The organism is Niallia circulans (assembly GCF_003726095.1).
Taxonomy (GTDB): Bacteria; Bacillota; Bacilli; order Bacillales; family Cytobacillaceae; genus Niallia; species Niallia circulans_A.
The window spans coordinates 2,573,606-2,596,302 of record NZ_CP026031.1 but is presented as its reverse complement, the minus strand read 5'-3'; the positions used below and the strand labels follow the sequence as shown (position 1 = coordinate 2,596,302).

Sequence of the window (22,697 nt, the reverse complement as noted above, 5' to 3'; positions counted from 1 at the left end):
ACAGTTATATTCTTGGAAATGAAGTTAGTGTTTTTCTCTATGTAAGTATTGCTTTGAGAAAAACAATGTAATAGAGGTGATTTTATTGATTCATATTGGATTAACAGGCTGGGGAGACCATCCGAGTCTTTATGGAAAAAATACTTCATCACAAAATAAGTTAATGGAATATGCCGGTTATTTTCCTACTGTGGAAGTGGATGCTTCTTTTTATGCTGTGCAGCCAGTCCGGAACGCGGAGTCTTGGGTAAAGAAAACACCTGACTCTTTTCAATTTATCGTAAAGGCATTTCAAGGAATGACAGGACATAACCGTGGAGATATTCCTTTTTCCTCGAATGGTGAAATGTTTGCTGCATTTATCGATTCCTTAGTTCCGTATAGAAAAAGTGGCAAATTAGCGATGGTTTTATTCCAATTTCCTCCTTGGTTTGATTGTACAAAGGATAATGTCCAATACTTAAGAGCATGTAGAAAAAGGATGGAAGATATTCCTTGTGCACTTGAATTTAGACATCAATCATGGTTTGATTCCAAATATCGAGCAAGTACCCTTCAGTTTATGAAGGAAGAGAATTGGATACATAGTATTTGTGATGAGCCTCAAGTAATGCCGGTTTCAATTCCTACAGTTCTAGAAGCGGTTGGCGAAGATAAAGTGCTCATTCGGCTTCATGGAAGAAATTATTACGGGTGGCAGCAAAATAATAATCCAAATTGGCGAGAAGTTCGCTATTTATATCGGTATAATACAGCAGAATTAAGTGAGTGGGCTGAAAATATTCGCCTGCTTGAAAAGCAATGTAAAAATATTTATGTGCTCTTTAATAATAATTCTGGTGGAGATGCGGCTGACAACGCAAGAGAAATGATTGATTTATTAAAAATAGAATATACGGATTTAGCTCCAAGACAATTGGATTTATTTTAACTGGCAGAAGAGTGAAGAAGAATATTTCTGCTATAGAATAGATAATTGTCTAAAAAAGAGAAAATACAAATAAGGAAGGCGAGAAGATGGAAGTCATCCATATATATCATACTAATGATTTACATAGCCATTTTGAAAATTGGCCAAGAATTTATGAATTGCTGCGTGAAAGAAAAAAATGGCATAAAGAGGCTGGCGAAGCTGTTTATTTATTTGATATAGGTGACCATTTAGATTTGTCTCATCCTTATACGGAAGCAACTAAAGGTAGAATTAACACACAGCTGTTAAATGAAGAACACTATGATGCAGTGACAATTGGGAATAATGAAGGAATTACATTGTCTTATGAAGGATTAGATCATTTATATGATGAAGCAAAATTCGATGTAATTGTTGCTAATCTCTACAAACATAATGGGGAACGTCCTGATTGGGCAATTCCTCTTCAAATATTTAAGACAGCTAAAGGAACAAAAATTGGTGTTATCGGTATTACGGCCTATTTTGAAAAGTTATATGAGCTTTTAGGATGGAAATTGACAGATCCAATAGAAGAATTATCTAAGCAATTAGAAAAAGTCAGAGGAAAAGTTGATATTATTGTATTGCTTTCCCATTTAGGGATAAATGACGATGAGATGATTGCAGCTAATTATCCAGAAATAGATGTGATTCTTGGTGCACATACCCATCATATTTTCCATCAAGGAAAAATAATTAATAATAATCTTCAAGGTGCTGCTGGTAAGTATGGTTATTATCTAGGTCATATTGAATTAAAGGTCAATGCTTCCAAAAAAATAATTGATAAAAAAGCCATATTATATGAAACAAGTAAGTTGCCGATTGCAAATAAAGAAGAAGCCATTGTGGAAAATTATTACCAGCAAGGGAAATTAGCTTTATCAGAAAAGGCAGCGACGATTGATGAGTATTTATCTAGAGAAGCGCTAGCAGAAATGCTCTGCGAAAAATTAATTTCGTGGTGTCAATCGGATTGCGCAATAGTAAATGAGGGCTTAATTTTAGATGGATTGCAAGCAGGGGATATCACTTTCTTTGATTTATTATCGATTTGTCCACATCCGATTAATCCATGTAATGTGACATTAACTGGAGCGGAATTGAAAGAAATAATACTTGAAATGAGATCCGACAAGTGGGAGACAATGCCTGTCAAGGGCCTTGGATTCCGGGGAACTTTAATGGGGAAAATGATTGCAGCAGGAATTACGCATGAGATAATCGGAGAAAGAGAGCAGTACTATATAAATGCAAAGGAAATACAGGCAGATCAGAATTATGTTGTCACAGTACCTGATATGTTTACATTCGGTAATTTTTTTCCAGCTATTTATCGTGCAACAAAGAAAGACTATTTTCTTCCTGAATTTATGCGTAATATTCTTGCTGACACTTTACAAAATAGGATAAAAGCGTAAGAGGCAATTTTTTCATTTCTTAAATAAAGAAGAAAACACCGATTTCTCCTCTCTTGAATATACTTATTAGGAAGGGACAGAGAGGAGTGAGCACAGAGTATTATGATTGATGTGTATCCTGTTGATATCAATGGACATACTTTTATTGCGGTCTCGGTATTATTGCCTAAAACTACTTTGCTTGCTGTGAAAAATGATAAAGGCTATATCATGTGCGGTGCCTTAGATGTGGCATTGTTAAATGATAAGCTGAAAGACCGGAAAATCATCGCAGGCAGAGCTGTTGGTGTGAAAACGATTGAACAACTGCTAAATGCACCATTAGAGTCTGTGACAATGGAAGCAGAAGCATATGGAATTCATAAAGGGATGATTGGAAGAGAAGCATTATTGAAAATGGTATAAAGGATAAAGAGATAAAGAAGGTTTAACGAATTAGAGGGGTATTGCCCCTTTTCGTTAAACCTTCTTTTTTGGAAGTGAAGGAAATAAATATCCCTGCATTTGGACTATTTTTTAAAATTTAACTTTTCTTTTATAGGTATAAAGAAACAAAAGCAAAAGTACGATATAATAGATACTATATAAATTATTAGGAGCTATTAAAGCATGAGACTAGTTGGGACAAAGAATATAAAAGAAGGTGCAATCTTAGCTAAGCCTATATTAAATGATCGCGGAAGAGTGTTAATAAATAGTGGGATAAGATTAGAGAAAAAGATGATTAAAAGGCTGCTTGACTTTGGTATTAGCTATGTTTATTTAGAAGATAAACATACAAAGGATATTAAAGTGAATGATGCCATATCTGAGCAAGTTAAGATGGAAGCGATGCAAACTATTGAGAAAAGTTTTGATATGATAAAAAGTGCAGATGCTGATGATATTTCGATGGTGATGGAGAAGAATACACCTATTTTTAAGAAATTGGTTGAAAAAGTACTATTGGAATTAAAAAATCATGAACATCTTTCTTCCGTTATGTCGGATGTTTATCTATATGATAATTATATTTTTTCGCATAGCTTAAATGTGACTATTTATACGTTAGCATTAGGTTTAGAGTTAAAACTTCCGCCGAAGCAGATGGAAATCCTAGGGCTTGGGGCTATTTTACATGATATTGGTAAAATGAAGGTTCCGTTAGAAATTCTCCTCAAACCAGGATCGTTAACGGCAGAAGAATTTGAAATTATAAAAAGTCATGCAGAAGCAGGCTTTGAGATGCTAAGAAAAGTGGAGACACTGCCTTTACTTGTTAGTCATTGTGCCTACCAGCATCATGAGCGCTTAAATGGGTCTGGTTATCCGAGAGGCATAGAAGCAAAAGATATTCATTTGTTTGGAAAAATTATTGCTGTAGCAGATGTTTTTGATGCCATTACATCCAATCGCGTCTACCATGATGCATTATTACCACATGAAGCATTAGAGATTTTATATACGGGTTCAGGCTATCTATATGATGCGAAAATTGTCGAAGCATTTAGAAGAGCGATAGTCCTTTATCCTAATGGATTAAGTGTTATGCTAAGCAATGGAGAAAAAGGGATTGTATGTAAACAAAATAAGGGAATGAATGAAAGACCAATTGTACGAATTGTGGAAAGAGAGGGGAAAGAAATTCCTCCATATGACTTGAATTTAAAGGAAGATCTCTCAATTGTCATAACGCAATGTGATTCCCTCCAAAATCCTTTGTGAACATATAGGCGATAAGAATGGAGCTATATATCCTTATCGCCAAGTAAGTAATTTATTTTTTCTTTCTTGATTTTATCTTTTCTTGTCTTTCCCATAATCGTAAGTGTGCGTACGGATCATAGGACCATTCTGTATAGCCGTTATCTTTATAGATACCATAATGTAGATGAGGAGGGAATTTTCCAGAAGTTCCTGGTGGTCCATACCCTGAACTTCCAACTCCACCAATAATCATCCCTGGCTCTACGACCATTCCAGCCTGAATCTCTTTTGAGAATCCATTTAAATGAGCAAAATAATGATAATTATTATTAATATCTCTTATTCCGATTCGCCATCCGCCGTAATTATTCCAGCCTTTCATTTCTACAATCCCATAGGAAGTCGCTTTTACAGGGACTCCATAGTCCGCAAAAATATCTGTGCCTTCATGAATTCTTTTTCCTCCCCAGCCACGGGCGTCCCCCAAGTACTGCGATAGCTATGATCACTTCTTAAGGGCAGAGGAAAGGCATGATCATCTAAATTTAATCTACCAAAGTGGTTGTAAATGGCTGCTTTTCCCATTATGATACTAACAGTTTTATCCCTTTTATAGTAGTTCCATAATCCGATTTTAAAGTTATCCTCATCAATGCCATATTGACTTATATAATTGGAGAATGCGGAAAGGATATCTTCATCATTAAATCTATCTGCTTTTCCATCTCCATCACCGTCAGCACCAAGGCCTCCAAATAAAGGAATGGTTAAAGGGTTATTATCCTCTGGATTGGGATTAATAATACCAGCCCATTCTTCCTTCGTAAAATAAATCCCAGTGTATCCCTTTGCCTTAGGGATATCTTTTCTTGAGGAGCGAATGTTACGCTCATATTGATCGACAGCAGCTATATAATACCAAGGAATTTGATATAATGCTTCTATTTTTTTATAAAGTTCCATCCTTTTTGTGTATGGGTCAGTCATTTTTTCATTAGCAAATGTGACAGTGTTAGGTAGTAAAAACATAAGAATAATGATTATAAATATTAACCTGTGCAAAAGATTAGTCCCTCCCTTCTTATTCTGTCGTTATATTTTGTGACTTATATCAAAAAAAATAATTATCAATTAATGGTAATCATTTTAAATGAATAACTTGTAGAGGCATTTCCATTATGTTAAAGTGACAAATGAAGAAGAGACAATCCTTTTACTGTGTATAACATACAAAAAAATTTGAGGAATAGCTGTTATACAATACTGTTTTTTAAGTAAAAATGATGAAAATTATTTTACTAGGAGATGAATGTGGTGTCAGAAAAAAAACAAGAATATTTGCGCAAACCTGAATGGTTAAAAATTAAATTGAATACGAATGAAAATTATACAGGTTTGAAAAAAATGATGAAGGAAAAGCAGCTCCATACAGTCTGTGAGGAAGCAAAATGTCCAAATATTCATGAATGTTGGGCAGTTAGAAGAACAGCTACATTTATGATTTTAGGAGCTATTTGTACAAGAGCCTGTCGTTTTTGTGCAGTTAAAACAGGATTACCGACTGAATTAGATTGGCAAGAGCCAGAAAGAGTTGCTGATTCTGTGTTTGCAATGAACTTAAAGCATGTGGTTATTACTGCTGTTGCAAGAGATGACTTAAAAGACGGCGGAGCAGCTGTATTTGCAGAAACTGTTCGTGCTATTCGCAGAAAAAATCCATTTACCAGCATTGAAGTATTACCATCCGATATGGGAGGAGTAGAAGAAAACCTACGATTATTAATGGATGCTAAACCAGATATCTTGAACCATAATATTGAAACTGTAGAAAGATTGACCCCTAGAGTCCGTGCAAGAGCAAAATATCATCGTTCTCTTGAGTTTTTACGAAGAGCAAAAGAGATGCAGCCTAATATTCCTACTAAGTCTAGTATTATGGTTGGCTTAGGCGAAACGAAAGAAGAAATTATCGCCACAATGGATGATCTTAGAGCAAATAATGTGGATATTATGACTATTGGCCAATATTTACAACCAACTGTCAAACATTTAAAAGTACAAAAATATTATCATCCAGATGAATTTAAAGAGCTAAAGGAGATCGCTTTAAGTAAAGGATTTAGCCATTGTGAAGCAGGTCCATTAGTTCGTTCTTCATATCACGCAGATGAGCAAGTAAACGAAGCGAAAAAAAATCAGCAAATGGCTGAACATGCAAAAGAAGCATAAATAAGAATAAGGCTAAAGGGATAAGTTTTCCACTGAAGGTAAGCTCAGACTATTATACGGAAATACTAAAAATATTTCGTATAATGGTTTGAGTTTTTTTATTCATGCAGAATTAATTAAGAATATTAGCCCGTATTCAAAAGGGATTTAACAGTATAAAATAAAAATTCTGTATTTTATAGGAAGATTTTATTGTTAGTGCTATGTAAATATCTTTGCTAAGGTTATAATGATAGTGAGTAATGTTATAATTGGACTATTTATCTAAGATCCAAATAATTCAACTAATCATCAGTGAAGTTAAAATGCAAGCTGCACGGATGGAAGTTTTACATTAAGGAAATATATACAGGTTTTGAGGTGATACGATTGGTTTGTATTAATAACCATTGTTATGAACTGATTGAAGAAAGAAAATCAGGTTTTAATGAAGAAGCATTTAAAAATAGATATAGTGACATATTAACGAAATACGATTATATTGTCGGAGATTGGGGTTATGGACAATTAAGATTACGTGGCTTTTTTGATGATCATAATCAAAAATCAAGTTTTGATACGAAAATAAGCACATTAACGGAATATTTATATGAATATTGTAATTTTGGCTGTGCCTATTTTGTCGTAAAAAAAACAAAATAATAAGGTTATCCTTTAGTTTGATCTTGAAGAAGGAGCTTCCATTCAGAAAGAAAACAAGAAATGGACTGGCTTGGCGAATGGAGAAACTGTTTTGTTAATTTACTTGTCTTTAATATGTATAAGTAAGCCATCTAACTCAGTTTCTTAAGCAAAGCCATGAATGTTTTTCTTTACCATTTGAATTCCCAATGCGCTTTTTGCATCTAATTGTAAGTCTTGTAGCAATAGAAGTAAGGAAAAGGCCATCTATAGAGAATTAATTTGCTTTAATGACAGAAAAAGTTGGCATTTTGAGAGGAATGGGGCTATGAAATATCAAGAGAATATCTGTTCAAGGTTATTTAATTGGGGAAAGTTACTTCTTCCGACAGAACTTATTAAGTATTTTCCTCCATCATTTGTAATACGAGACCCTATTATTCATCAAGTCCAAAAAGCGATGATAAGAGGATATGAGGTAGCTGTTATTGTATTGGATATATCGAATTTACATAGAATAAAGCAGCAATTAGAAGCAAATGATTTTTTGCAATATATTCGATTGCTAAAAAAATCATTTGGCAAAACGATACAATTAAAAGCTTCTAATGAAATCATTGCGATTCATGATTATAATCCGAACGGTTTAACTATGTTTATGAAATGGGAACAAGGATCCGAATGTTTACCAGTGCTAGATGGATTAATTAAAGATATTATACATAATGTAGAAAATGACTTTCGTAAAATTGGGAGCATTCCGCCTGTATTCAGCACAGGATACATGTTTATTGAGAATAAATATACCTATCTTTCTGATGCTATTCAAACTGCATATGAATTAGCCCTTGCAATGGCACATAAAAGATCTGATCCGGAATTCAATAAATTAGTCTATACTTTGGGGAATATAGTGGCAAACAAAAGCATTCGATTACTGGCACAACCAATTATGGATGTAGAGACAAATAAAATTCACGCTTGTGAAATGCTGACAAGAGGACCTGAAGGAACACCGTTAGAAAACCCGCTTCAACTTTTCTCTTTAGCAAGGCAAACGAAGTTTTTGTATGATCTTGAAATGATTGTTCTTGAAAAGGCCTTTGAACAAATTCAGCAAACAAAATGGAGGCACAATATCTTTATTAACTTTACACCTGTCACAATCGGCAACCAAAGATTTATTAAAGATATAAAGAGCGTAATTCGTAGGTATAAAGAAATTTCCCCGAAAAAAATAACAATTGAAATTACCGAAAGAGATTCATTTGAAGGGTTAGAGCATTTTGCTAATAATCTAAAAGTATTAAGAATGCTTGGTTTTTTAATTGCAGTTGATGATACTGGCGCGGGTTATGCTAGTCTGAATTCCATCAGTGAAATCATGCCAGATATTATTAAGATTGACCGTTCTGTAATCCAGAATATTGATAAAAATTCCGTAAAGGAATCGATGCTACAAGGACTTCTTCTTATTGCAAAAGAAGTGGGATCCGTTGTGGTGGCAGAAGGGATTGAAAATGCAGAGGAAGCCTCTATTTTATCAAAAAATAAAGTGGATTTAGCTCAAGGATATTTTTACGCCAAGCCTACTAGTCTTAGTAATCATTTACAAATCTCATAGTATGCGGAAGGAGTTAGGGAATATGTATTTTGTGGACCGAGAAAAAATAGAAGAACAGTTAAACTATTACCACGAGCTCATTAATCAGTTTGAAACGCAAGAAACGTGGAATACATTTCTTGAGAAAGTGGCACTTGAAAGATTGACACATATGATGATTGAAGTCATCTTGGATGTTGGAAATAGTATGATTGATGGTTTTATTATGAGAGATCCGGGCAGTTATGACGATATTGTTGATATACTTATTGATGAAAAAGTGATTACTATGGAAATAGGAAATGACATAAAGGAACTCATTCTTTGGCGCAAACAGCTTGTACATCAGTATACCAATATTGATCATAAGGGATTGATTGCAGTATTTGAAGCGAAGCTGCTCTCTATAAAAGCCTTTGCCCCATCTGTAAAAGAATATTTAATTCATGAGTTAGGACCTGTTTCTGCATTTAGAAATTAGATGATTTTTAAAGGAATTGTTTTTGATCAAATAATGAATAAGTTTCATACTTAGAAAAAACAACGTGCTTTTTAAAATAGTTCCTGAATTAATACATAGCATGGAAAGGATTTTTCTAAATGAAAGCGTATAAAGGATATTTAATAGATTTAGATGGAACCATGTATCGGGGAACAGAGGTAATTGAAGAGGCAGCTGAATTTGTTAAGCGATTGATTGCTGCACAAATTCCCTATTTATATGTGACCAATAATTCAACAAAAACACCAGAACAAGTGGCACAAAAGCTACGGGAGTTTCAAATACCGGCAAAAGCGAGTGAAGTATTTACTTCCGCTATGGCTTCTGCCAATTATATTGCTGAAAAATCCCCTGGAGCAAATGTGTTTATGATTGGGGAAAAAGGACTTCAGCAAGCACTAGAAGAAAAAGACTTGAAGTTAGCTGAGGATTCAGAAAATGTTGATTATGTAGTCGCTGGACTTGATCAACAGATTACCTATGAAAAACTTACAGTAGCATGCTTAGCAGTCCGAAATGGCTCACAATTTGTCATTACAAATGGAGATACGGCTTTGCCAAGTGAGCGAGGATTATTACCTGGAAATGGTGCCTTAACTTCTGTTATTTCGGTAAGTACTCAGCGGCAGCCTGTTGTTGTTGGTAAACCAGAATCAATTATTGTGAATCAAGCAATCAAATTATTGGACTTGCCGAAGAAGGATGTCTTGATGGTTGGCGATAATTATCAAACGGATATTATGGCAGGCATTAATGCAAAGATGGATACGCTTCTCGTGCATACAGGAGTTACAACGAAAGAGCAACTAAGCGGCTATTCTGTTAAGCCAACCTACACGGTCGACAGCTTAAGTGACTGGGATATAAAAAAATAAAAAATAAGGACATAAAAAGAGGACGATTCACCACTGTTTAAAGCGTGGGAAAGGTCCTTTTTTACATGGTGACTTATTCTTCCCCTTTAGCACGGTGAGCTAGTCTACTTGAAGCTGCTGCTGCAATAGCACCGACAATATCGTCTAAAAAGGTATGACATTCACCAGTACTCTTATCATTTAACCTTTGTAAAATGCCTGGTTTCAATTTATCTACATAGCCATAATTAGTAAATCCGATGGAACCATACACGTTTACAATCGAAAAAGCAAGCACTTCATCTACTCCATAAAGCCCTTCATCTGTTTCGACAATTTCTTGAAGGGGAGATTCCAGTAGTTTTTTTTCGGCGAGTACATCTAATTGTATCCCTGTGATAACGGCATTTTGAACCTCTCTTTTCGAAAGAACACGTTCAACATTATGAATACAGTCCTCCATTTGTAAATCTTTATGATATTTCTCTTGTAAGAGATAAACAAGCTTCGCTATGTCTTCAATATCGACTCCACGTTCATGTAGCCACTTTCTGGCTGTTTTTTCTGTTAGGTCCTTTAATGACATGAACTTCACCTTTTCTTTAATTATTCACTATGTATTCACAGTGTTTATTATTATATGCATGATGGCTGCTAAATGTTCCTAACAGCTATTGTTTCCATAATTGGGGCAATTCATTAATTGAATCCTCTTAACAAGTTTTAACATTCCTTCTCATATACTTCTAACAGAGAGAAAAACGAGGAGGAAAAGACATTGATTAAGAAAATCTTATCTACAAAGTATGGAATTGATGTAGAAGAAGAAACAAGAGTCGGTCATTATGAAGCTTGTATAAGCAAAGGAAAACTCTATACCATTGTTCCAGTTGGAAATATAGAGGAAGAAGAACTAACAGAAAGAGATCAAATTGCTGCACATATCTATCAGATTGGAGATAAACATGTCAGCATGTTATTAGAGTCAAAAGAAGGAAACAAACATACTGAAATGAATGAGCAACTTTATTGTGTGCTTTTGAATGATCGACTACGTCCCTTTCAGTCTCGGAAATTAGGGAGGAAACTGGGGAAGTTTCATTTTAGAGGCAGAACTGTACCATTTGGTGTCCAAAAAATAAGTAGAATGGGGCAGTGGAAGAGCATGTGGGAACAAAGGTTGGGACAATTGGAGGGTTTTTGGAACAGTATGTTATATAAACAGCCAGAAAGTGAATTCGATCAATTATTTTTAGAATCTTTTCCATATTATATGGGAATTGCTGAAAATGCCATTCAGTATCTTGTCGATACAGAGCTAGATGATGATCCAACTGCTGTAGATAGCGGAACGATTTGTTATAACCGTTTTACAAAAGACACATGGGCAGGGGAATATTATATTAAAAATCCATTTGATTGGGTATTTGATCATTGTGGAAGAGATCTTGCTGAATGGACAAGAGATCGATATTTTCGAAATATCAAAACATATCATCGAGAAGTGAAGACGTTTTATGAGGAGTATCAAAGCGTTATGCCTCTAAGTTCTTTTGCATGGAGATTAATATATGCAAGGCTTTTATTTCCCATTCATTATGTGGAATGTATCGAAAATTATTATTCAGCTATACAGGAGGCAGACCGTCTATTTCTAGAAGAACGGTTAAAGAAAATGCTTAGTCAGTCGAGAGATTTAGAATTATTTTTGAAAGAATTTTTTGACAACACAGAAGTGGCAGTTAAAACATTGAAAATCCCAATTGTTTCCTGGTTGTAAATAATTGGTTTAAAGCGGAAAGCATAAATAGTCAGGATATAAGTGTTCAAAACAAAGAAAAATCCTAACAATTATATGGAGATATTCATGAGAATTTCGTATATTGTTAGGTTTTTTTTTTGAATACAGTATGTTTTCCATGGAGTGAGCGCCGAGCGCTTTGTTGATTCACTTTCTTGAAAAATCTAAATATACATAAAATTTATAATTTTCCTTTTGGAATTATAGCTTCTTCCTATATAATGGATTCATTAAGTAAACGAGCACAGTTATTCTTTTTAAAAGGGAGAAGTATTCTTATTCATAAAAATTTTAAAAGAATGTTTAAACACCCCTTGTAAAAAAAGGAATCAAACACTATAATGTCTACTATATAAAGACAGTTGTTCTCGTAAAAAGAACATCAACGGGAGGTAAACAGATGGAGGCAATCTCAATTGGACTACTCGGATTAGGAACTGTTGGATCGGGCGTTGTAAAAATTATTGAGAATCATCAAGATAAAATTATGCATCAAGTCGGCTGTCCAGTGAAGGTAAAAAAAATTCTCGTCAAGAATGTAAAGAAAGAACGAGAAGTAGAGATTACAGATGATATTCATTTAACAGTTGAGGCTAATGATATATTAGATGATCCTGAAATAGATGTGGTAATAGAAGTAATGGGTGGGATTGAAGAGACAAGGAACATCCTGTTAAAAGCCTTAAAAAATAAAAAACAAGTAGTAACGGCAAACAAGGATTTAATGGCAGTACATGGAGCAGAGCTATTGCAAGCTGCTTCCCAAAATAATTGTGATTTATTTTATGAGGCAAGTGTTGCTGGAGGAATTCCTATTCTAAGAGGTTTAGTAGACGGGTTAGCTTCTGACCGTATCATTAAATTAATGGGAATTGTGAACGGGACAACTAATTTTATTTTAACAAAGATGAGTCAACAGCAAAGACCGTATGAGGATGTTCTATTAGAAGCGCAAGCATTAGGTTTTGCGGAAAGTGATCCCACTTCTGATGTCGAAGGGCTGGATGCAGCAAGAAAAATGACTATTTTGGCAACATTAGGCTTTTCAATGAATATTGGCTTGGAAGATGTAAAGGTACAAGGCATAACGAATGTAACAGATGACGATATACAGTATGGAAAGCAGTTAGGATATACAATGAAACTCATTGGCATTGCTCAAAGGCAGGAAGAAAAAGTAGAAGTTAGTGTCCAGCCTACTTTTATTGTCGACAGCCATCCATTGGCAGCTGTTAATAATGAGTATAATGCTGTGTATGTATATGGAGAAGCGGTAGGAGAAACGATGTTTTATGGTCCTGGTGCCGGAAGCTTACCAACTGCAACAGCCGTTGTATCGGATCTAGTTAATGTTTTGAAAAATATGCGCTTGGGCGTTAATGGAAAAGGTGCAATTGCTCCACAATTTAAAAAGAAGCTAAAAGAGCCAGACGAAATGTTTTCTAAATATTTCTTACGTCTGCAAGTAGTGGATGAGGTTGGAGTATTTGCAGAAATTACATCCATCTTCTCCCAGCATGGAGTCAGCTTTGAGAAAATCCTCCAGTTACCAGTAAAGGAAAAAGGATTGGCAGAAATAGTCTTAGTAACACACCATGCGTCTTTATTAAACTATGAGAATATTTTATTAGAATTAAGGGACTTATCATCTGTTCGAACAGTTAAAAGTTCTTATCGAGTTGAAGGAGGAACAAAGTAATGAGATGGAAGGGTCTTTTAGAAGAATATAAAGAATATTTACCAATAAATGAATCGACACCAATGTTAACACTAAATGAAGGAAACACTCCTTTAATTAAGCTGGAAAAGTTGTCTGAGGAATGGGGCGTCGAGCTATTTGTCAAAACGGAAGGAACTAATCCAACTGGCTCCTTTAAAGATAGAGGAATGGTCATGGCTGTAGCTAAAGCAAAGGAAGAGGGAAACTCTACCGTTATTTGTGCCTCTACAGGAAATACGTCAGCTGCAGCTGCTGCCTATGCTACACGTGCAGGGATGCGCTGTATTGTCGTTATACCAGAAGGAAAAATTGCGATGGGAAAATTGGCACAAGCCGTTATGTATGGTGCTGAGATTATTGCGATTGAAGGGAATTTCGATCAAGCATTACAAATGGTACGAAAAATTAGTGAAACAGAACCCGTTGCACTTGTTAATTCAGTGAATCCGTATCGTTTAGAAGGACAAAAAACAGCTGCTTTTGAAGTCTGTGACCAATTAGGAGAAGCGCCAGATATATTGGCAATTCCTGTTGGTAATGCCGGAAATATTAGTGCATATTGGAAAGGCTTTAAAGAATATCACGAAAAAAAGCAGACTGGACTACCGAAAATCCATGGCTTTGAGGCGGCTGGAGCAGCAGCGATTGTTCATAATCGCGTATTTGAGAATCCAGAAACAATTGCTACTGCCATTCGAATTGGTAACCCTGCTAGCTGGCAGCTGGCTGTTCAAGCACAAGAAGAGTCCAAGGGAATTATTGATGAAGTAACAGATGAAGAGATTATTGCTGCATATCGTACAATTGCTGCAAAAGAAGGGGTATTTGCTGAGCCAGGTTCTTGTGCATCGATTGCCGGTGTTTATAAGCATATTCAAAATGGAAAAATTCCTAAAGGAAGTAGAATAGTAGCGATTCTTACAGGAAATGGCTTGAAAGATCCGAATACAGCGATCGATGTAAGTCCAATTAAGCCAGTAGTACTGCCTAATGATGAAAAAGCAGTAGCTAATCACATTAAGGGAGTCGTTCATATATGAACGAAGGAGAGATGCTGCTAATTAAAGTCCCAGCGAGTACTGCTAATCTCGGGCCAGGCTTTGATAGTATTGGACTAGCATTAAATTTATATTTATCATTGGAAGTTGTTCAAAGTGACTGTTGGGAGGTTATTCCGTTAACAGAGGAATTGAAGGAATTTCCTAGTGATGAAAGTAATTTCATTATTAAAACAGCGATCGAGGTGGCGGAATCATTTCATACTATTCTTCCTCCATGTCAAATAAAAGTGGATAGTAATATTCCTTTAGCAAGAGGACTAGGATCTAGTGCCTCCGCTATTGTGGCAGGAATTGAACTAGCAGATCAAGTCGGTAATTTACAACTGACTAAACAACAGAAATTTGCAATTGCCTCCAAAATGGAGGGGCATCCAGATAATGTTGGGGCAAGTATTTTCGGAGGATTAGTTGTTGGTTGTCAATTAGGAGAAGAAGTAGATGCAGAAATTATTCATTCGATAGACTTGGAAGTACTAGCAGTGATTCCAGAAGAAGAGCTATTAACAAAGTCTTCTCGAGGAGTTTTACCGAACTCTCTTTCTTTTGCTGAAGCTGTTTCAGCAGGTGCAATATCTAATCTATTAGTTGCAGCACTGCTTACAGGCAATAGCAAACTTGCAGGAAAAATGATGAAAAAAGACAAGTATCATCAGCCATATCGGAAAGAGTTAGTACCGCACTTAGAGATCATAGAAGAGCATGCTTGCGATCTAGGTGCTTATGGAGTGGCTTTAAGTGGAGCGGGACCGACAGTGTTATGTTTTGTAGAACCTGGAAAAATGAATACGTTAATAGATGGATTAGCAGTGAAATTACCTGATATGCGTTTCCTCCCCTTGGAAATAGACAAGAAAGGGAGTACTTGCTCCGGAGCACTTGCAACAGAAGTTAAATAAAAAAGAAAGAGGATGCGATTGCATCCTCTTTCTGTATTTTCTCATAAAAAATTAAAATACTTGTTCCACTTCATAAACGCCTGGTACTTCCTCTAATAACGCACGTTCAATACCAGCTTTTAAAGTAATAGTAGAACTTGGGCAGCTTCCGCAAGCACCTAACAAGCGTAGTTTTACAATGCCATCCTCTACATCCACTAATTCACAGTCTCCACCATCTCTTAAAAGGAATGGACGTAATTTATCTAGTACTTCTTGTACTTGTTCTTTCATTTCCACTTCTTGCATACATATCGACTCCTTTCCTATTATTTATTATAATCACATTAGGATGAAAAATCTATAATCAAGAAACACGAATTAAATAAACAAAAAATGGATATATAATAAAAACCCTATAATTATGGAAAAATAAAGGATAGGCAAGCTTGTCTATCCAATGGAGGAGAGTTTATTTGAAAAAGGAAATTGAAGTTAGTATTTATGGTGCAGAACAAATTTGTGCAAGCTGTGTTAACCTGCCATCTTCTAAGGACACATATGAATGGCTCCAAGCTGCATTAAGTAGAAAATTTCCAGAGCAGACTTTTCAGATTAAATATTATGATATTTTTCAAGCAAATTATACGGAAGATAAAAATAAATTCTGTCAGAAAATTATAGAGGAAGATTTATTCTATCCAGTAGTAGTAATTGAGGGAGAGATTGTAGGCGAAGGTAATCCGAAGTTGAAGAAAATTTATGCGGAATTTGAGAAATACGGCTATACTAGTGCTTAATGGTTAAAGTGTATTCATTCCTTAAGTAATAAGGGAGTAGACTGAATACACATCACTATCGATCGAATAGGAAGTATATTCAGTCTAGAAGGATAACTATAACTCTTGTTATCCATACAAAATCAATAGGAAATGTTATTGGTAGTTTTCTGTTGTCCGGCGTTATCTAAAGCTGGAATATTTATGACATGCTCATTTTCTTTTACTAGTGATTAATTTTATTTTTATTATTTTTATCTTTCCATAACACTCCATGTTTAATTAAGCGTGGAATTCTTCCTGTTAAAGCAGTCTTGGCAATAAGGCCGAAACCGGCTTTTTTCCCTAATGATCCTAAGACTCCTTTCAGCTTGATTGGCGGCATATAATTGGGTAGTACTTTTCCTTGCCATCGAGATATTAAAACAAAAGCAATTTGTTCTGCCTGTCCTTCTGCAAGCTGTGCACTGGGGGGATGAGAAAGGCTTGCGCAATCACCAACTACGAAAACATGCTCATTATCAGGAAGATGGTGATGCTTGGATAAGATAATGCGTCCTTTTTTATCTTTTTCCACGTCAAGTTCTCGCACAATTTTATTTGGTTGAATGCCAGCTGTCCAAATAATACAGTCATAATGGTGGGGGCTTCCATGATTATAAACTGTATTTTTTTTTATACAAGTAATGTTGCTATTTTTGATAAGATTAACCTTTTTATCTGTAAACCATCGTTCTACATAGTTTCTTACTTTTTTAGGATAAGAAGATAATATGGTATTTCCACGATCCAATAGTGTTATTTGCAGGCTGCTACTTTCAGCTAATTCTGCTGCTAATTCAACACCGCTTAAGCCGCCGCCAATAATCGCTACCTTTGCCCCTTGAGGCAAGCTATGGAGATGCTTATGTGTTCGTTTAGATTTATTGATGGTTTGAATACTATGAGTGTTTTCTTTAGCTCCCTCGACTTGGTGATAATTATCCTCACAGCCAAGTCCAATAATCAAATCATCATAATCGATCGGATTTCTCCCCGCCAACCAAACTTTATTGTTTTCCAAATCAATTTTTTCCACTTCTGCTTGTATCATGCTTACTTGAGGGTGTTTAGGAAAAGGGATTTGTAGGCTTTTATCCAGTACAGTGCCAGCTGCAAGAGCATAATATTCGGTTTTTAGAAAATGAAATGGGACCTTATCTATTAATATGACCATAAAGTTATATGGTAAATGAGGTATGATAGAGGATAAAACACGCATACCACCATAACCGCCGCCTAATATTATTAATTTTTTCATTTTTTCCCCCTTAGTGTACTCATGAGAATATCTATTCTTTAAAAATTAGTTCGTAAATTTGGATCTTCTCCTTTTAGAGTATATTAAAAGGTTAGGATTGTTTATTCTTCATTATAGAAGGAAAATGACTTTCCCCTTTACAGATAAGAAAGGAAGTATGAGATTAGACAATTTTTGCGTTCACCACCAAGAAAAACCTGTATAATTCAGAGGGAGGTGAGGTGTTTGTTTAAACCGCTAATTGAATTTTGTGCGAGTAACCTAGCATCAGGCGCATATGAAGCGAAAGAATGCCTTGAACAGGATGATTCTTTAGATGTGATTGACTATGGTTGTTTGAGTTATTGTGGGCAATGCGGGGATTCGTTATTTGCGTTGATAGATGGTGAAGTAGTAAAAGGGAAAGATACAAAAGAGCTTGTTGAAAATATCTATCAGCATTTGAAGGAGAATCCATCATAAAACCGCTTATATCAGTGTGATAAAAAATTTTATTCACTGATATAAGCGGTTTTTAGATGAAGGTTTTTTGACTGTCTCTTAATTCCTGCCAGCTTTCTTTAGCTAGCTTTACAATTTGTGTTTCCACTGTTCTACTCTGCTGCTCAATTACTTTTGAATAAAATTTTGTAGCTTTTTCAAGATTATCAGTCCGCTTGGAAAGATCTGCTATTAAATAAATGGTTCTTAATTCTGAAACAGGAGTTCCCTGATAGTCACCAACAGAATAGGAAGTTTCATATTCTGCTAATGCAAGGGATATAAAACGCTTCTCTTGTTCTTGATTATTTAACATACGATAATGCCATGCAATCCGTAGGTGGAGTCCTGCAAGGATAATATGCTTATCCTTCCGTAAAGAAGCGCAATAAGCAGCTAATTTATACGTTTTAATACTATCCTCTATGTTACGTTCTTCTCCAAAGGAATGTGGAATCCAGTGGGAACATACTTTTTCGATTAGTATCTTTTTACTTTCTGGAGAAAAATAAGAAACCGTATCATCACTAAAAGAAAACCCGCAAGCAGGGCAGACATTTATATAATAAAGGAGTGGATTATGCTCAGCATAGACAGGAAAGAAATCTGTATCTAAATGTTTCAATTTGACAAATCTTGAACGTAATTTTTTTGTTGTAAATTTAGTTTGACAAAGCAAACAGGTACATTGCTTATCAAATAACGGTTCGATTTTGTTCAAATTTCTCACTCCCTTTGTTGTTAGGTAAAAAGGCTAGATGTTTATATATTTTATTATACCTTATTGTGAGTAATATTCCCTATAAAAATTTTACAGATAGGTGAAAAGTCTATATTATGTTAAGAAATCTCTTTAAAGTGGGAACAGCAAACGATAGTAATGTTCTAATCGAAAAATACTTGAAGAATGTTAGTACAGATTGTCAAATAGACCTGTTTTGTTCCCATCTTTTACACAGATCCCTTTAGTTGAGTAGTTTTGATTAGCGGTATATAATATAATAAGAAGTAATAATAGGACGAAAGGAGAATGAACAGTGACAGAAGAAATTGTACACATAACAGAAGCCGCTGCTCTTCAAATAAAAGAAATGATGAAGGCGAACGATGAAGAAGGTTCCTATTTAAGAGTTGCCGTAAAAGGTGGAGGCTGCAGTGGTTTATCTTATGGAATGGGCTTCTCACCAGATAAAGAAGAAAACGATCAACTTTTTGAGCAATATGGCATTCGTGTGTTAGTTGATCAAAACGATGGTCCTATTTTAAAAGGAACAAAAATTGATTACAAGCAATCCCTAATGGGCGGAGGATTCACCATCGACAATCCTAATGCGATTGCTTCATGTGGCTGCGGGTCTTCTTTCCGTACAGCAAAAGTGGCTGGAACACCTGAGGAGTGTTAAGAACAAAGAGCTGAATAATAATGTAGTGGGATTGTGGATTACGCACAAAATCTGAGTGTACACAATCTAGAAAATGTGTATTAACAATCCCAATTATGCGGAATCGGGGTTGTGGATTACGAGCCTTCTCGATTAGTTAATGTCGAAAACATAACTATTGAGGAGGATTTTTTATGTCATTAAATAAGAGAGTTAGGAAGAAGCCAGTAGGAAAAATGGCTAATCAAAAGGAATACCCAAAAATAACAATGGAGCAGGCAATAGACCTAGTTGTTGCAGGTAAGAGTGCTGAAGGGCTAAGACAGAGAACCTTAAAGGATTATAAGAAAGATTGGAATTACTTCGTTACTTGGCTTTACAAAAACTACGAGATAGAATCTGTAGACGAGTTATCACCACAAATTTTTAGAGACTACATTAACTATCTGAAACATGATGCCCCTAAGTATGATGGACACAAATATATTAAAAGTGAGCAAGGAATAGGATTGTCTGATACGACGATTAATATTCGTTTGAGGGTATATAGGGCAATGTTTAATTACTTGGAGCGAGAGGACTTAATAGAAGTGAATCCTATGACAAATGTAAAACAGTTACGACAAGACATAGACCTAACAAATTGTTTTACCGATGAAGAGGTAAAAGAAGTACTTAGACAGCCTAATCAAAGAGATTATGTAGGTTATAGGGACTATGTAGCTATGATTTTACTTTTAGATAGCGGCATTAGAGCAAATGAACTTTTAAGCTTACGAATTGGAAATGTAGACTTTCAAACTAGGTTTATTACACTTGCTGGTGAAAAGAACAAGAACAGAAAACCTCGTATTGTGCCTATTTCAGCACATACAGTAAAGTTATTGATACAATTAGTTAGTGAAAATAAAAAGCACTTCACCACAGATAGAATCTTTCTTTCTTCCTATGGAGAGCCGTTGGGACAGAATAACTTTAACAAGCGTTTAAAGTATTATGCTGATAAGGCTGGCATAAAGGGAAAAAAGGTAACAGCTCACGTATATAGGCATACATGGGCCAAGAACATGACACTGAATGGCTGTGATGCATTTACACTTCAAAAAATGGGTGGATGGTCGGATATTCGAACTATGAGAAGGTATATTCAGATGGATACGGATGACCTAAGGAAAAGTCATGATGAGTTCTCTCCAGTGATGAATATCGTTCGAAAGAAGCTATAAAGTTTATTTTTAATCATTAAATGTAATACCTAAGAAGGAAAAGTGAAGCAATAGATTGTTTATTGTATCTCTTTTCCTTTTCTTTCTATTCCAAGTACGAACATTACTGTTTATATCGGGGGAGGGTATTTTACAGTTAATAGAATATAGAGCTATTTTGGAAACGTCTAAATACTTCTAGACAGAAAAATTTTTCTTTTTTATTTTTGCGATACGAATGGAATCAAATTTTCATTCCTAGAAGGGGAGGACAATTTCTAAGTTGTTTTCTACCATATTTTCTGGTCCTAAATAAATACCGTATTCTTTATTGTATTTTTCATAGGTCATTATTCTTCTTATATTAACTATTTTTTTTTAGTAGGTTTAAAAGTATGATGATTATTCGCTGTATAGCAAGTTCGTAATCAATTAATATGATGGACTTTTATCTTATGCCAAATAGACTTCCAATTCTTCTTTATAATCCGCTCCTCGTAAATTACAGCAAGTTCTTTTGTTTCAGTAAAATAGGGGGTCGGTTTCAACTCTAAATTGATAGCATCATCTAATCCCCAAGGAGCAGTAAGAATTAAATTATTTTCCTTGTCGAGCGTTACTCCTAAAGCTGTCGCAGTTTCTGGAAACTTTGAAATAGCATCTTCAGAAGAAGTATAGGAAGGAAGATTATTAATGATGTGCATTCTTGCTTCATTTTTCACAGACCAAGGTATATTAGGCATAAGTTTTATCAATTTTTTCTCTAATTCCTTTTCAAAATTCTCATCGATGTTTTTGTCATCAAAATATATTACATCAACATCTGGGGTCTCTGTTCTTTCGTTAAAACTGTGCAATGTGTCCCAGATTTTTGAACGCACAAATCCTGCACATATCCACCAATCAGGCAAATTAAGTGTGCTTGCAATCTTTATAATCTTCATCATTTTTTCATCGCTTTGGATTAGATTTATTACATCTTCATCGTTTTTTAACATCTTATTTTATCCCCCTTAACAAGAACGTACATTCTCATATTAACAGATTAAAGTGCATAAAGGGAGAGTTTTCCATTAAAAACTTCAATTAAATTTTAAAAATCTAATAACAAAAAGCAACAATATTTACGAGAACAGCCAAATATAAAATTAATAAGGGGATAGTTTACAATTTTATCTATTTTATTAAAAACGATATTTAATAAGAAAATATCCAGATGGAAAATCCTAATATATATAACTACGATTCAAGTTAAAACTATTTTTGAGAACCAGATCCGTTTATTATTATTTTTCTATACATTAATTCCTTGTCTCTGCTTAAATTAACTAATTCGTTCTCGTACATTGATAACATAGGGACGGATACTTTTATTTCATTTGCTATTGTTTTAAGCTTAATTCTTTGAGCCTCTCTAACTATTTTATACTTTCTTCGTAGACTTAAACCGCTGGTAATAAACTTATCTAACATTACTTCACCGCTTTCTTCTTAATAATTCCCTTAACCATAAAGTGTTTGGAACTTAAGATGTTAAGTAGTTTTGGCTGAAAATAATGAATGCTTTTAAATAGATATCATTATTTTATCATTTATTTAAATTGAATCTTTGTAATCATTACAGTTACTAATGGATTGGAAAAAAGTTAATTACAAAATAAACTGTTTTATGGGATGTGTTAGAAGATTATTATGTTTTAGGACATAAGAAGAGATTTACTGATAATCTGATGGAAGTGAAGTGCTACAATATGTTGTGATTAAACGCAAATAAATGCCCTAGAGAAGCCTTCGGAGAATAATAGATATAAATCACATAAACCAAATATTAAATAGTGTCAAATATGAACTGCTAAGAATACTAGGAAAAATCGAGTAGAGACTTGTCTCTGCTCTTTCTTTAATTAAAAACTATTCTTTTGTCTAAAAACCCACCTTTTATGACGTACCTATATAAATAGAATTTCCTATTCGATGATACTCTAATTTTATGACTATTAACAGTAAGGAGTTTAATAGTTAAAAGATACTATTTATAAGGGTATGTCATAAAAGGTGGGTTTTTAGAAAATAGGAAGGATTTTACTGATGTTTAGGATGTGTATTAAAAAGTCCTCAATTAGATTGGACAAAAATATATAATTTTTCTGCTTATTATCACATTTATAAGTGAAGTAGAGCGATTAGTTAGCTAAAAGCTGTCCTATTAAGAGATATAAGGAG

The 22,697-nt window shown here is 34.7% G+C and carries 22 protein-coding genes and 1 pseudogene; 17 read left to right on the top strand and 6 right to left on the bottom strand.

All coding sequences use genetic code 11. The features are described from left to right. The first annotated feature begins 85 nt into the window (after positions 1-85). From C2I06_RS12700 to C2I06_RS12685, 4 genes are all read left to right on the top strand, one after another. The gene (locus C2I06_RS12700; protein ID WP_095330499.1) at positions 86-931 is read left to right on the top strand and encodes a DUF72 domain-containing protein; all 846 of its coding nucleotides are present in this window, start codon (positions 86-88) and stop codon (positions 929-931) included. Positions 932-1,017: 86 nt separating this feature from the next. Beyond that, on the top strand, positions 1,018-2,376 hold the full coding sequence (locus tag C2I06_RS12695) for a bifunctional metallophosphatase/5'-nucleotidase (RefSeq protein ID WP_095330500.1): 1,359 nt from the start codon (positions 1,018-1,020) through the stop codon (positions 2,374-2,376). 102 nt (positions 2,377-2,478) lie between these two features. Then, the gene (locus C2I06_RS12690) at positions 2,479-2,781 is read left to right on the top strand and encodes a YunC family protein (RefSeq protein WP_095330501.1); all 303 of its coding nucleotides are present in this window, start codon (positions 2,479-2,481) and stop codon (positions 2,779-2,781) included. A 204-nt stretch (positions 2,782-2,985) separates the two neighbouring features. Then, positions 2,986-4,080, top strand: coding sequence for an HD-GYP domain-containing protein (locus C2I06_RS12685; protein WP_095330502.1), 1,095 nt, complete (start codon positions 2,986-2,988; stop codon positions 4,078-4,080). 52 nt (positions 4,081-4,132) lie between these two features. On the opposite strand, the pseudogene C2I06_RS12680 reads toward C2I06_RS12685, so the two are convergent. Continuing rightward, positions 4,133-5,091: pseudogene (locus C2I06_RS12680) on the bottom strand (M23 family metallopeptidase). Between the two features lie 285 nt (positions 5,092-5,376). On the opposite strand from C2I06_RS12680, the gene lipA reads away from it, so the two are divergent. The 5 genes from lipA to C2I06_RS12655 all read left to right on the top strand — a co-directional run bounded on the left by lipA (position 5,377) and on the right by C2I06_RS12655 (position 9,892). Beyond that, positions 5,377-6,291, top strand: a complete 915-nt coding sequence (lipA, locus tag C2I06_RS12675) for a lipoyl synthase (protein ID WP_235844501.1) — start codon at positions 5,377-5,379, stop codon at positions 6,289-6,291. A 369-nt stretch (positions 6,292-6,660) separates the two neighbouring features. After that, positions 6,661-6,933: a YutD family protein gene (locus C2I06_RS12670; RefSeq protein WP_047942248.1), complete on the top strand. Its 273-nt coding sequence runs from the start codon at positions 6,661-6,663 to the stop codon at positions 6,931-6,933. A gap of 307 nt (positions 6,934-7,240) precedes the next feature. Then, a complete protein-coding gene (locus C2I06_RS12665; RefSeq protein ID WP_095330503.1) occupies positions 7,241-8,536 on the top strand; it encodes an EAL domain-containing protein in 1,296 nt (431 codons plus the stop codon). 22 nt (positions 8,537-8,558) lie between these two features. Continuing rightward, entirely contained in the window at positions 8,559-8,996 is a 438-nt protein-coding gene (locus C2I06_RS12660; protein ID WP_095330504.1) for a DUF86 domain-containing protein, read from the top strand. Between the two features lie 119 nt (positions 8,997-9,115). After that, the gene (locus C2I06_RS12655) at positions 9,116-9,892 is read left to right on the top strand and encodes a TIGR01457 family HAD-type hydrolase (RefSeq protein ID WP_123258145.1); all 777 of its coding nucleotides are present in this window, start codon (positions 9,116-9,118) and stop codon (positions 9,890-9,892) included. A gap of 73 nt (positions 9,893-9,965) precedes the next feature. Here the strand turns inward: C2I06_RS12655 and C2I06_RS12650 are convergent, their stop codons facing one another. Then, entirely contained in the window at positions 9,966-10,457 is a 492-nt protein-coding gene (locus C2I06_RS12650) for a phosphatidylglycerophosphatase A family protein (RefSeq protein WP_095330506.1), read from the bottom strand. Positions 10,458-10,649: 192 nt separating this feature from the next. On the opposite strand from C2I06_RS12650, the gene yutH reads away from it, so the two are divergent. The 4 genes from yutH to thrB all read left to right on the top strand — a co-directional run bounded on the left by yutH (position 10,650) and on the right by thrB (position 15,349). Continuing rightward, positions 10,650-11,651, top strand: coding sequence for a spore coat putative kinase YutH (gene yutH / locus C2I06_RS12645; protein ID WP_095330507.1), 1,002 nt, complete (start codon positions 10,650-10,652; stop codon positions 11,649-11,651). Positions 11,652-12,072: 421 nt separating this feature from the next. After that, positions 12,073-13,371, top strand: a complete 1,299-nt coding sequence (locus C2I06_RS12640) for a homoserine dehydrogenase (RefSeq protein WP_095330508.1) — start codon at positions 12,073-12,075, stop codon at positions 13,369-13,371. Beyond that, on the top strand, positions 13,371-14,432 hold the full coding sequence (gene thrC, locus C2I06_RS12635) for a threonine synthase (RefSeq protein WP_095330509.1): 1,062 nt from the start codon (positions 13,371-13,373) through the stop codon (positions 14,430-14,432). Before C2I06_RS12640 ends, thrC begins: the two co-directional genes overlap by 1 nt. Continuing rightward, on the top strand, positions 14,429-15,349 hold the full coding sequence (gene thrB, locus C2I06_RS12630) for a homoserine kinase (RefSeq protein WP_123258144.1): 921 nt from the start codon (positions 14,429-14,431) through the stop codon (positions 15,347-15,349). Before thrC ends, thrB begins: the two co-directional genes overlap by 4 nt. Before the next feature lie 51 nt (positions 15,350-15,400). On the opposite strand, the gene C2I06_RS12625 is transcribed toward thrB, so the two are convergent. Then, positions 15,401-15,637: a NifU family protein gene (locus C2I06_RS12625; RefSeq protein WP_047942238.1), complete on the bottom strand. Its 237-nt coding sequence runs from the start codon at positions 15,635-15,637 to the stop codon at positions 15,401-15,403. Positions 15,638-15,804: 167 nt separating this feature from the next. Between C2I06_RS12625 and C2I06_RS12620 the strand changes: the two genes are divergently transcribed. Beyond that, entirely contained in the window at positions 15,805-16,128 is a 324-nt protein-coding gene (locus C2I06_RS12620; RefSeq protein ID WP_047942237.1) for a YuzD family protein, read from the top strand. Positions 16,129-16,333: 205 nt separating this feature from the next. On the opposite strand, the gene C2I06_RS12615 is transcribed toward C2I06_RS12620, so the two are convergent. Continuing rightward, the gene (locus C2I06_RS12615) at positions 16,334-17,407 is read right to left on the bottom strand and encodes an NAD(P)/FAD-dependent oxidoreductase (RefSeq protein ID WP_123258143.1); all 1,074 of its coding nucleotides are present in this window, start codon (positions 17,405-17,407) and stop codon (positions 16,334-16,336) included. Positions 17,408-17,632: 225 nt separating this feature from the next. Between C2I06_RS12615 and C2I06_RS12610 the strand changes: the two genes are divergently transcribed. Then, a complete protein-coding gene (locus C2I06_RS12610) occupies positions 17,633-17,869 on the top strand; it encodes a DUF1450 domain-containing protein (protein ID WP_095330512.1) in 237 nt (78 codons plus the stop codon). Between the two features lie 52 nt (positions 17,870-17,921). Here the strand turns inward: C2I06_RS12610 and C2I06_RS12605 are convergent, their stop codons facing one another. Continuing rightward, positions 17,922-18,617, bottom strand: coding sequence for a DUF2225 domain-containing protein (locus C2I06_RS12605; protein WP_338134284.1), 696 nt, complete (start codon positions 18,615-18,617; stop codon positions 17,922-17,924). Between the two features lie 307 nt (positions 18,618-18,924). Here C2I06_RS12605 and C2I06_RS12600 point away from each other — a divergent pair, with 307 nt between their 5' ends. Then, on the top strand, positions 18,925-19,290 hold the full coding sequence (locus C2I06_RS12600) for a HesB/IscA family protein (protein ID WP_082138323.1): 366 nt from the start codon (positions 18,925-18,927) through the stop codon (positions 19,288-19,290). Between the two features lie 173 nt (positions 19,291-19,463). Further along, positions 19,464-20,495 (top strand): tyrosine-type recombinase/integrase, encoded by a 1,032-nt coding sequence (locus tag C2I06_RS12595; protein ID WP_123258142.1) that lies wholly within the window; start codon positions 19,464-19,466, stop codon positions 20,493-20,495. Between the two features lie 407 nt (positions 20,496-20,902). Here C2I06_RS12595 and C2I06_RS12590 read toward each other — a convergent pair whose 3' ends face one another. Continuing rightward, positions 20,903-21,472 carry a nucleotidyltransferase family protein gene (locus tag C2I06_RS12590; protein WP_123258141.1) on the bottom strand — a complete coding sequence of 190 codons (570 nt, stop codon included), beginning with the start codon at positions 21,470-21,472 and terminating at the stop codon, positions 20,903-20,905. Positions 21,473-22,697: the final 1,225 nt, after the last annotated feature.

Excerpts from the sequence above, each read along its gene's own strand:
- C2I06_RS12655 (WP_123258145.1), top strand. The coding sequence starts at position 9,116 with ATGAAAGCGTATAAAGGATATTTAATAGATTTAGATGGAACCATGTAT.
- C2I06_RS12615 (WP_123258143.1), bottom strand. The coding sequence starts at position 17,407 with ATGAAAAAATTAATAATATTAGGCGGCGGTTATGGTGGTATGCGTGTT.
- C2I06_RS12595 (WP_123258142.1), top strand. The coding sequence starts at position 19,464 with ATGTCATTAAATAAGAGAGTTAGGAAGAAGCCAGTAGGAAAAATGGCT.
- C2I06_RS12625 (WP_047942238.1), bottom strand. The coding sequence starts at position 15,637 with ATGCAAGAAGTGGAAATGAAAGAACAAGTACAAGAAGTACTAGATAAA.
- C2I06_RS12640 (WP_095330508.1), top strand. The coding sequence starts at position 12,073 with ATGGAGGCAATCTCAATTGGACTACTCGGATTAGGAACTGTTGGATCG.
- C2I06_RS12590 (WP_123258141.1), bottom strand. The coding sequence starts at position 21,472 with ATGTTAAAAAACGATGAAGATGTAATAAATCTAATCCAAAGCGATGAA.
- C2I06_RS12665 (WP_095330503.1), top strand. The coding sequence starts at position 7,241 with ATGAAATATCAAGAGAATATCTGTTCAAGGTTATTTAATTGGGGAAAG.
- thrC (WP_095330509.1), top strand. The coding sequence starts at position 13,371 with ATGAGATGGAAGGGTCTTTTAGAAGAATATAAAGAATATTTACCAATA.
- C2I06_RS12685 (WP_095330502.1), top strand. The coding sequence starts at position 2,986 with ATGAGACTAGTTGGGACAAAGAATATAAAAGAAGGTGCAATCTTAGCT.
- C2I06_RS12660 (WP_095330504.1), top strand. The coding sequence starts at position 8,559 with ATGTATTTTGTGGACCGAGAAAAAATAGAAGAACAGTTAAACTATTAC.
- C2I06_RS12650 (WP_095330506.1), bottom strand. The coding sequence starts at position 10,457 with ATGTCATTAAAGGACCTAACAGAAAAAACAGCCAGAAAGTGGCTACAT.
- thrB (WP_123258144.1), top strand. The coding sequence starts at position 14,429 with ATGAACGAAGGAGAGATGCTGCTAATTAAAGTCCCAGCGAGTACTGCT.
- C2I06_RS12690 (WP_095330501.1), top strand. The coding sequence starts at position 2,479 with ATGATTGATGTGTATCCTGTTGATATCAATGGACATACTTTTATTGCG.
- C2I06_RS12695 (WP_095330500.1), top strand. The coding sequence starts at position 1,018 with ATGGAAGTCATCCATATATATCATACTAATGATTTACATAGCCATTTT.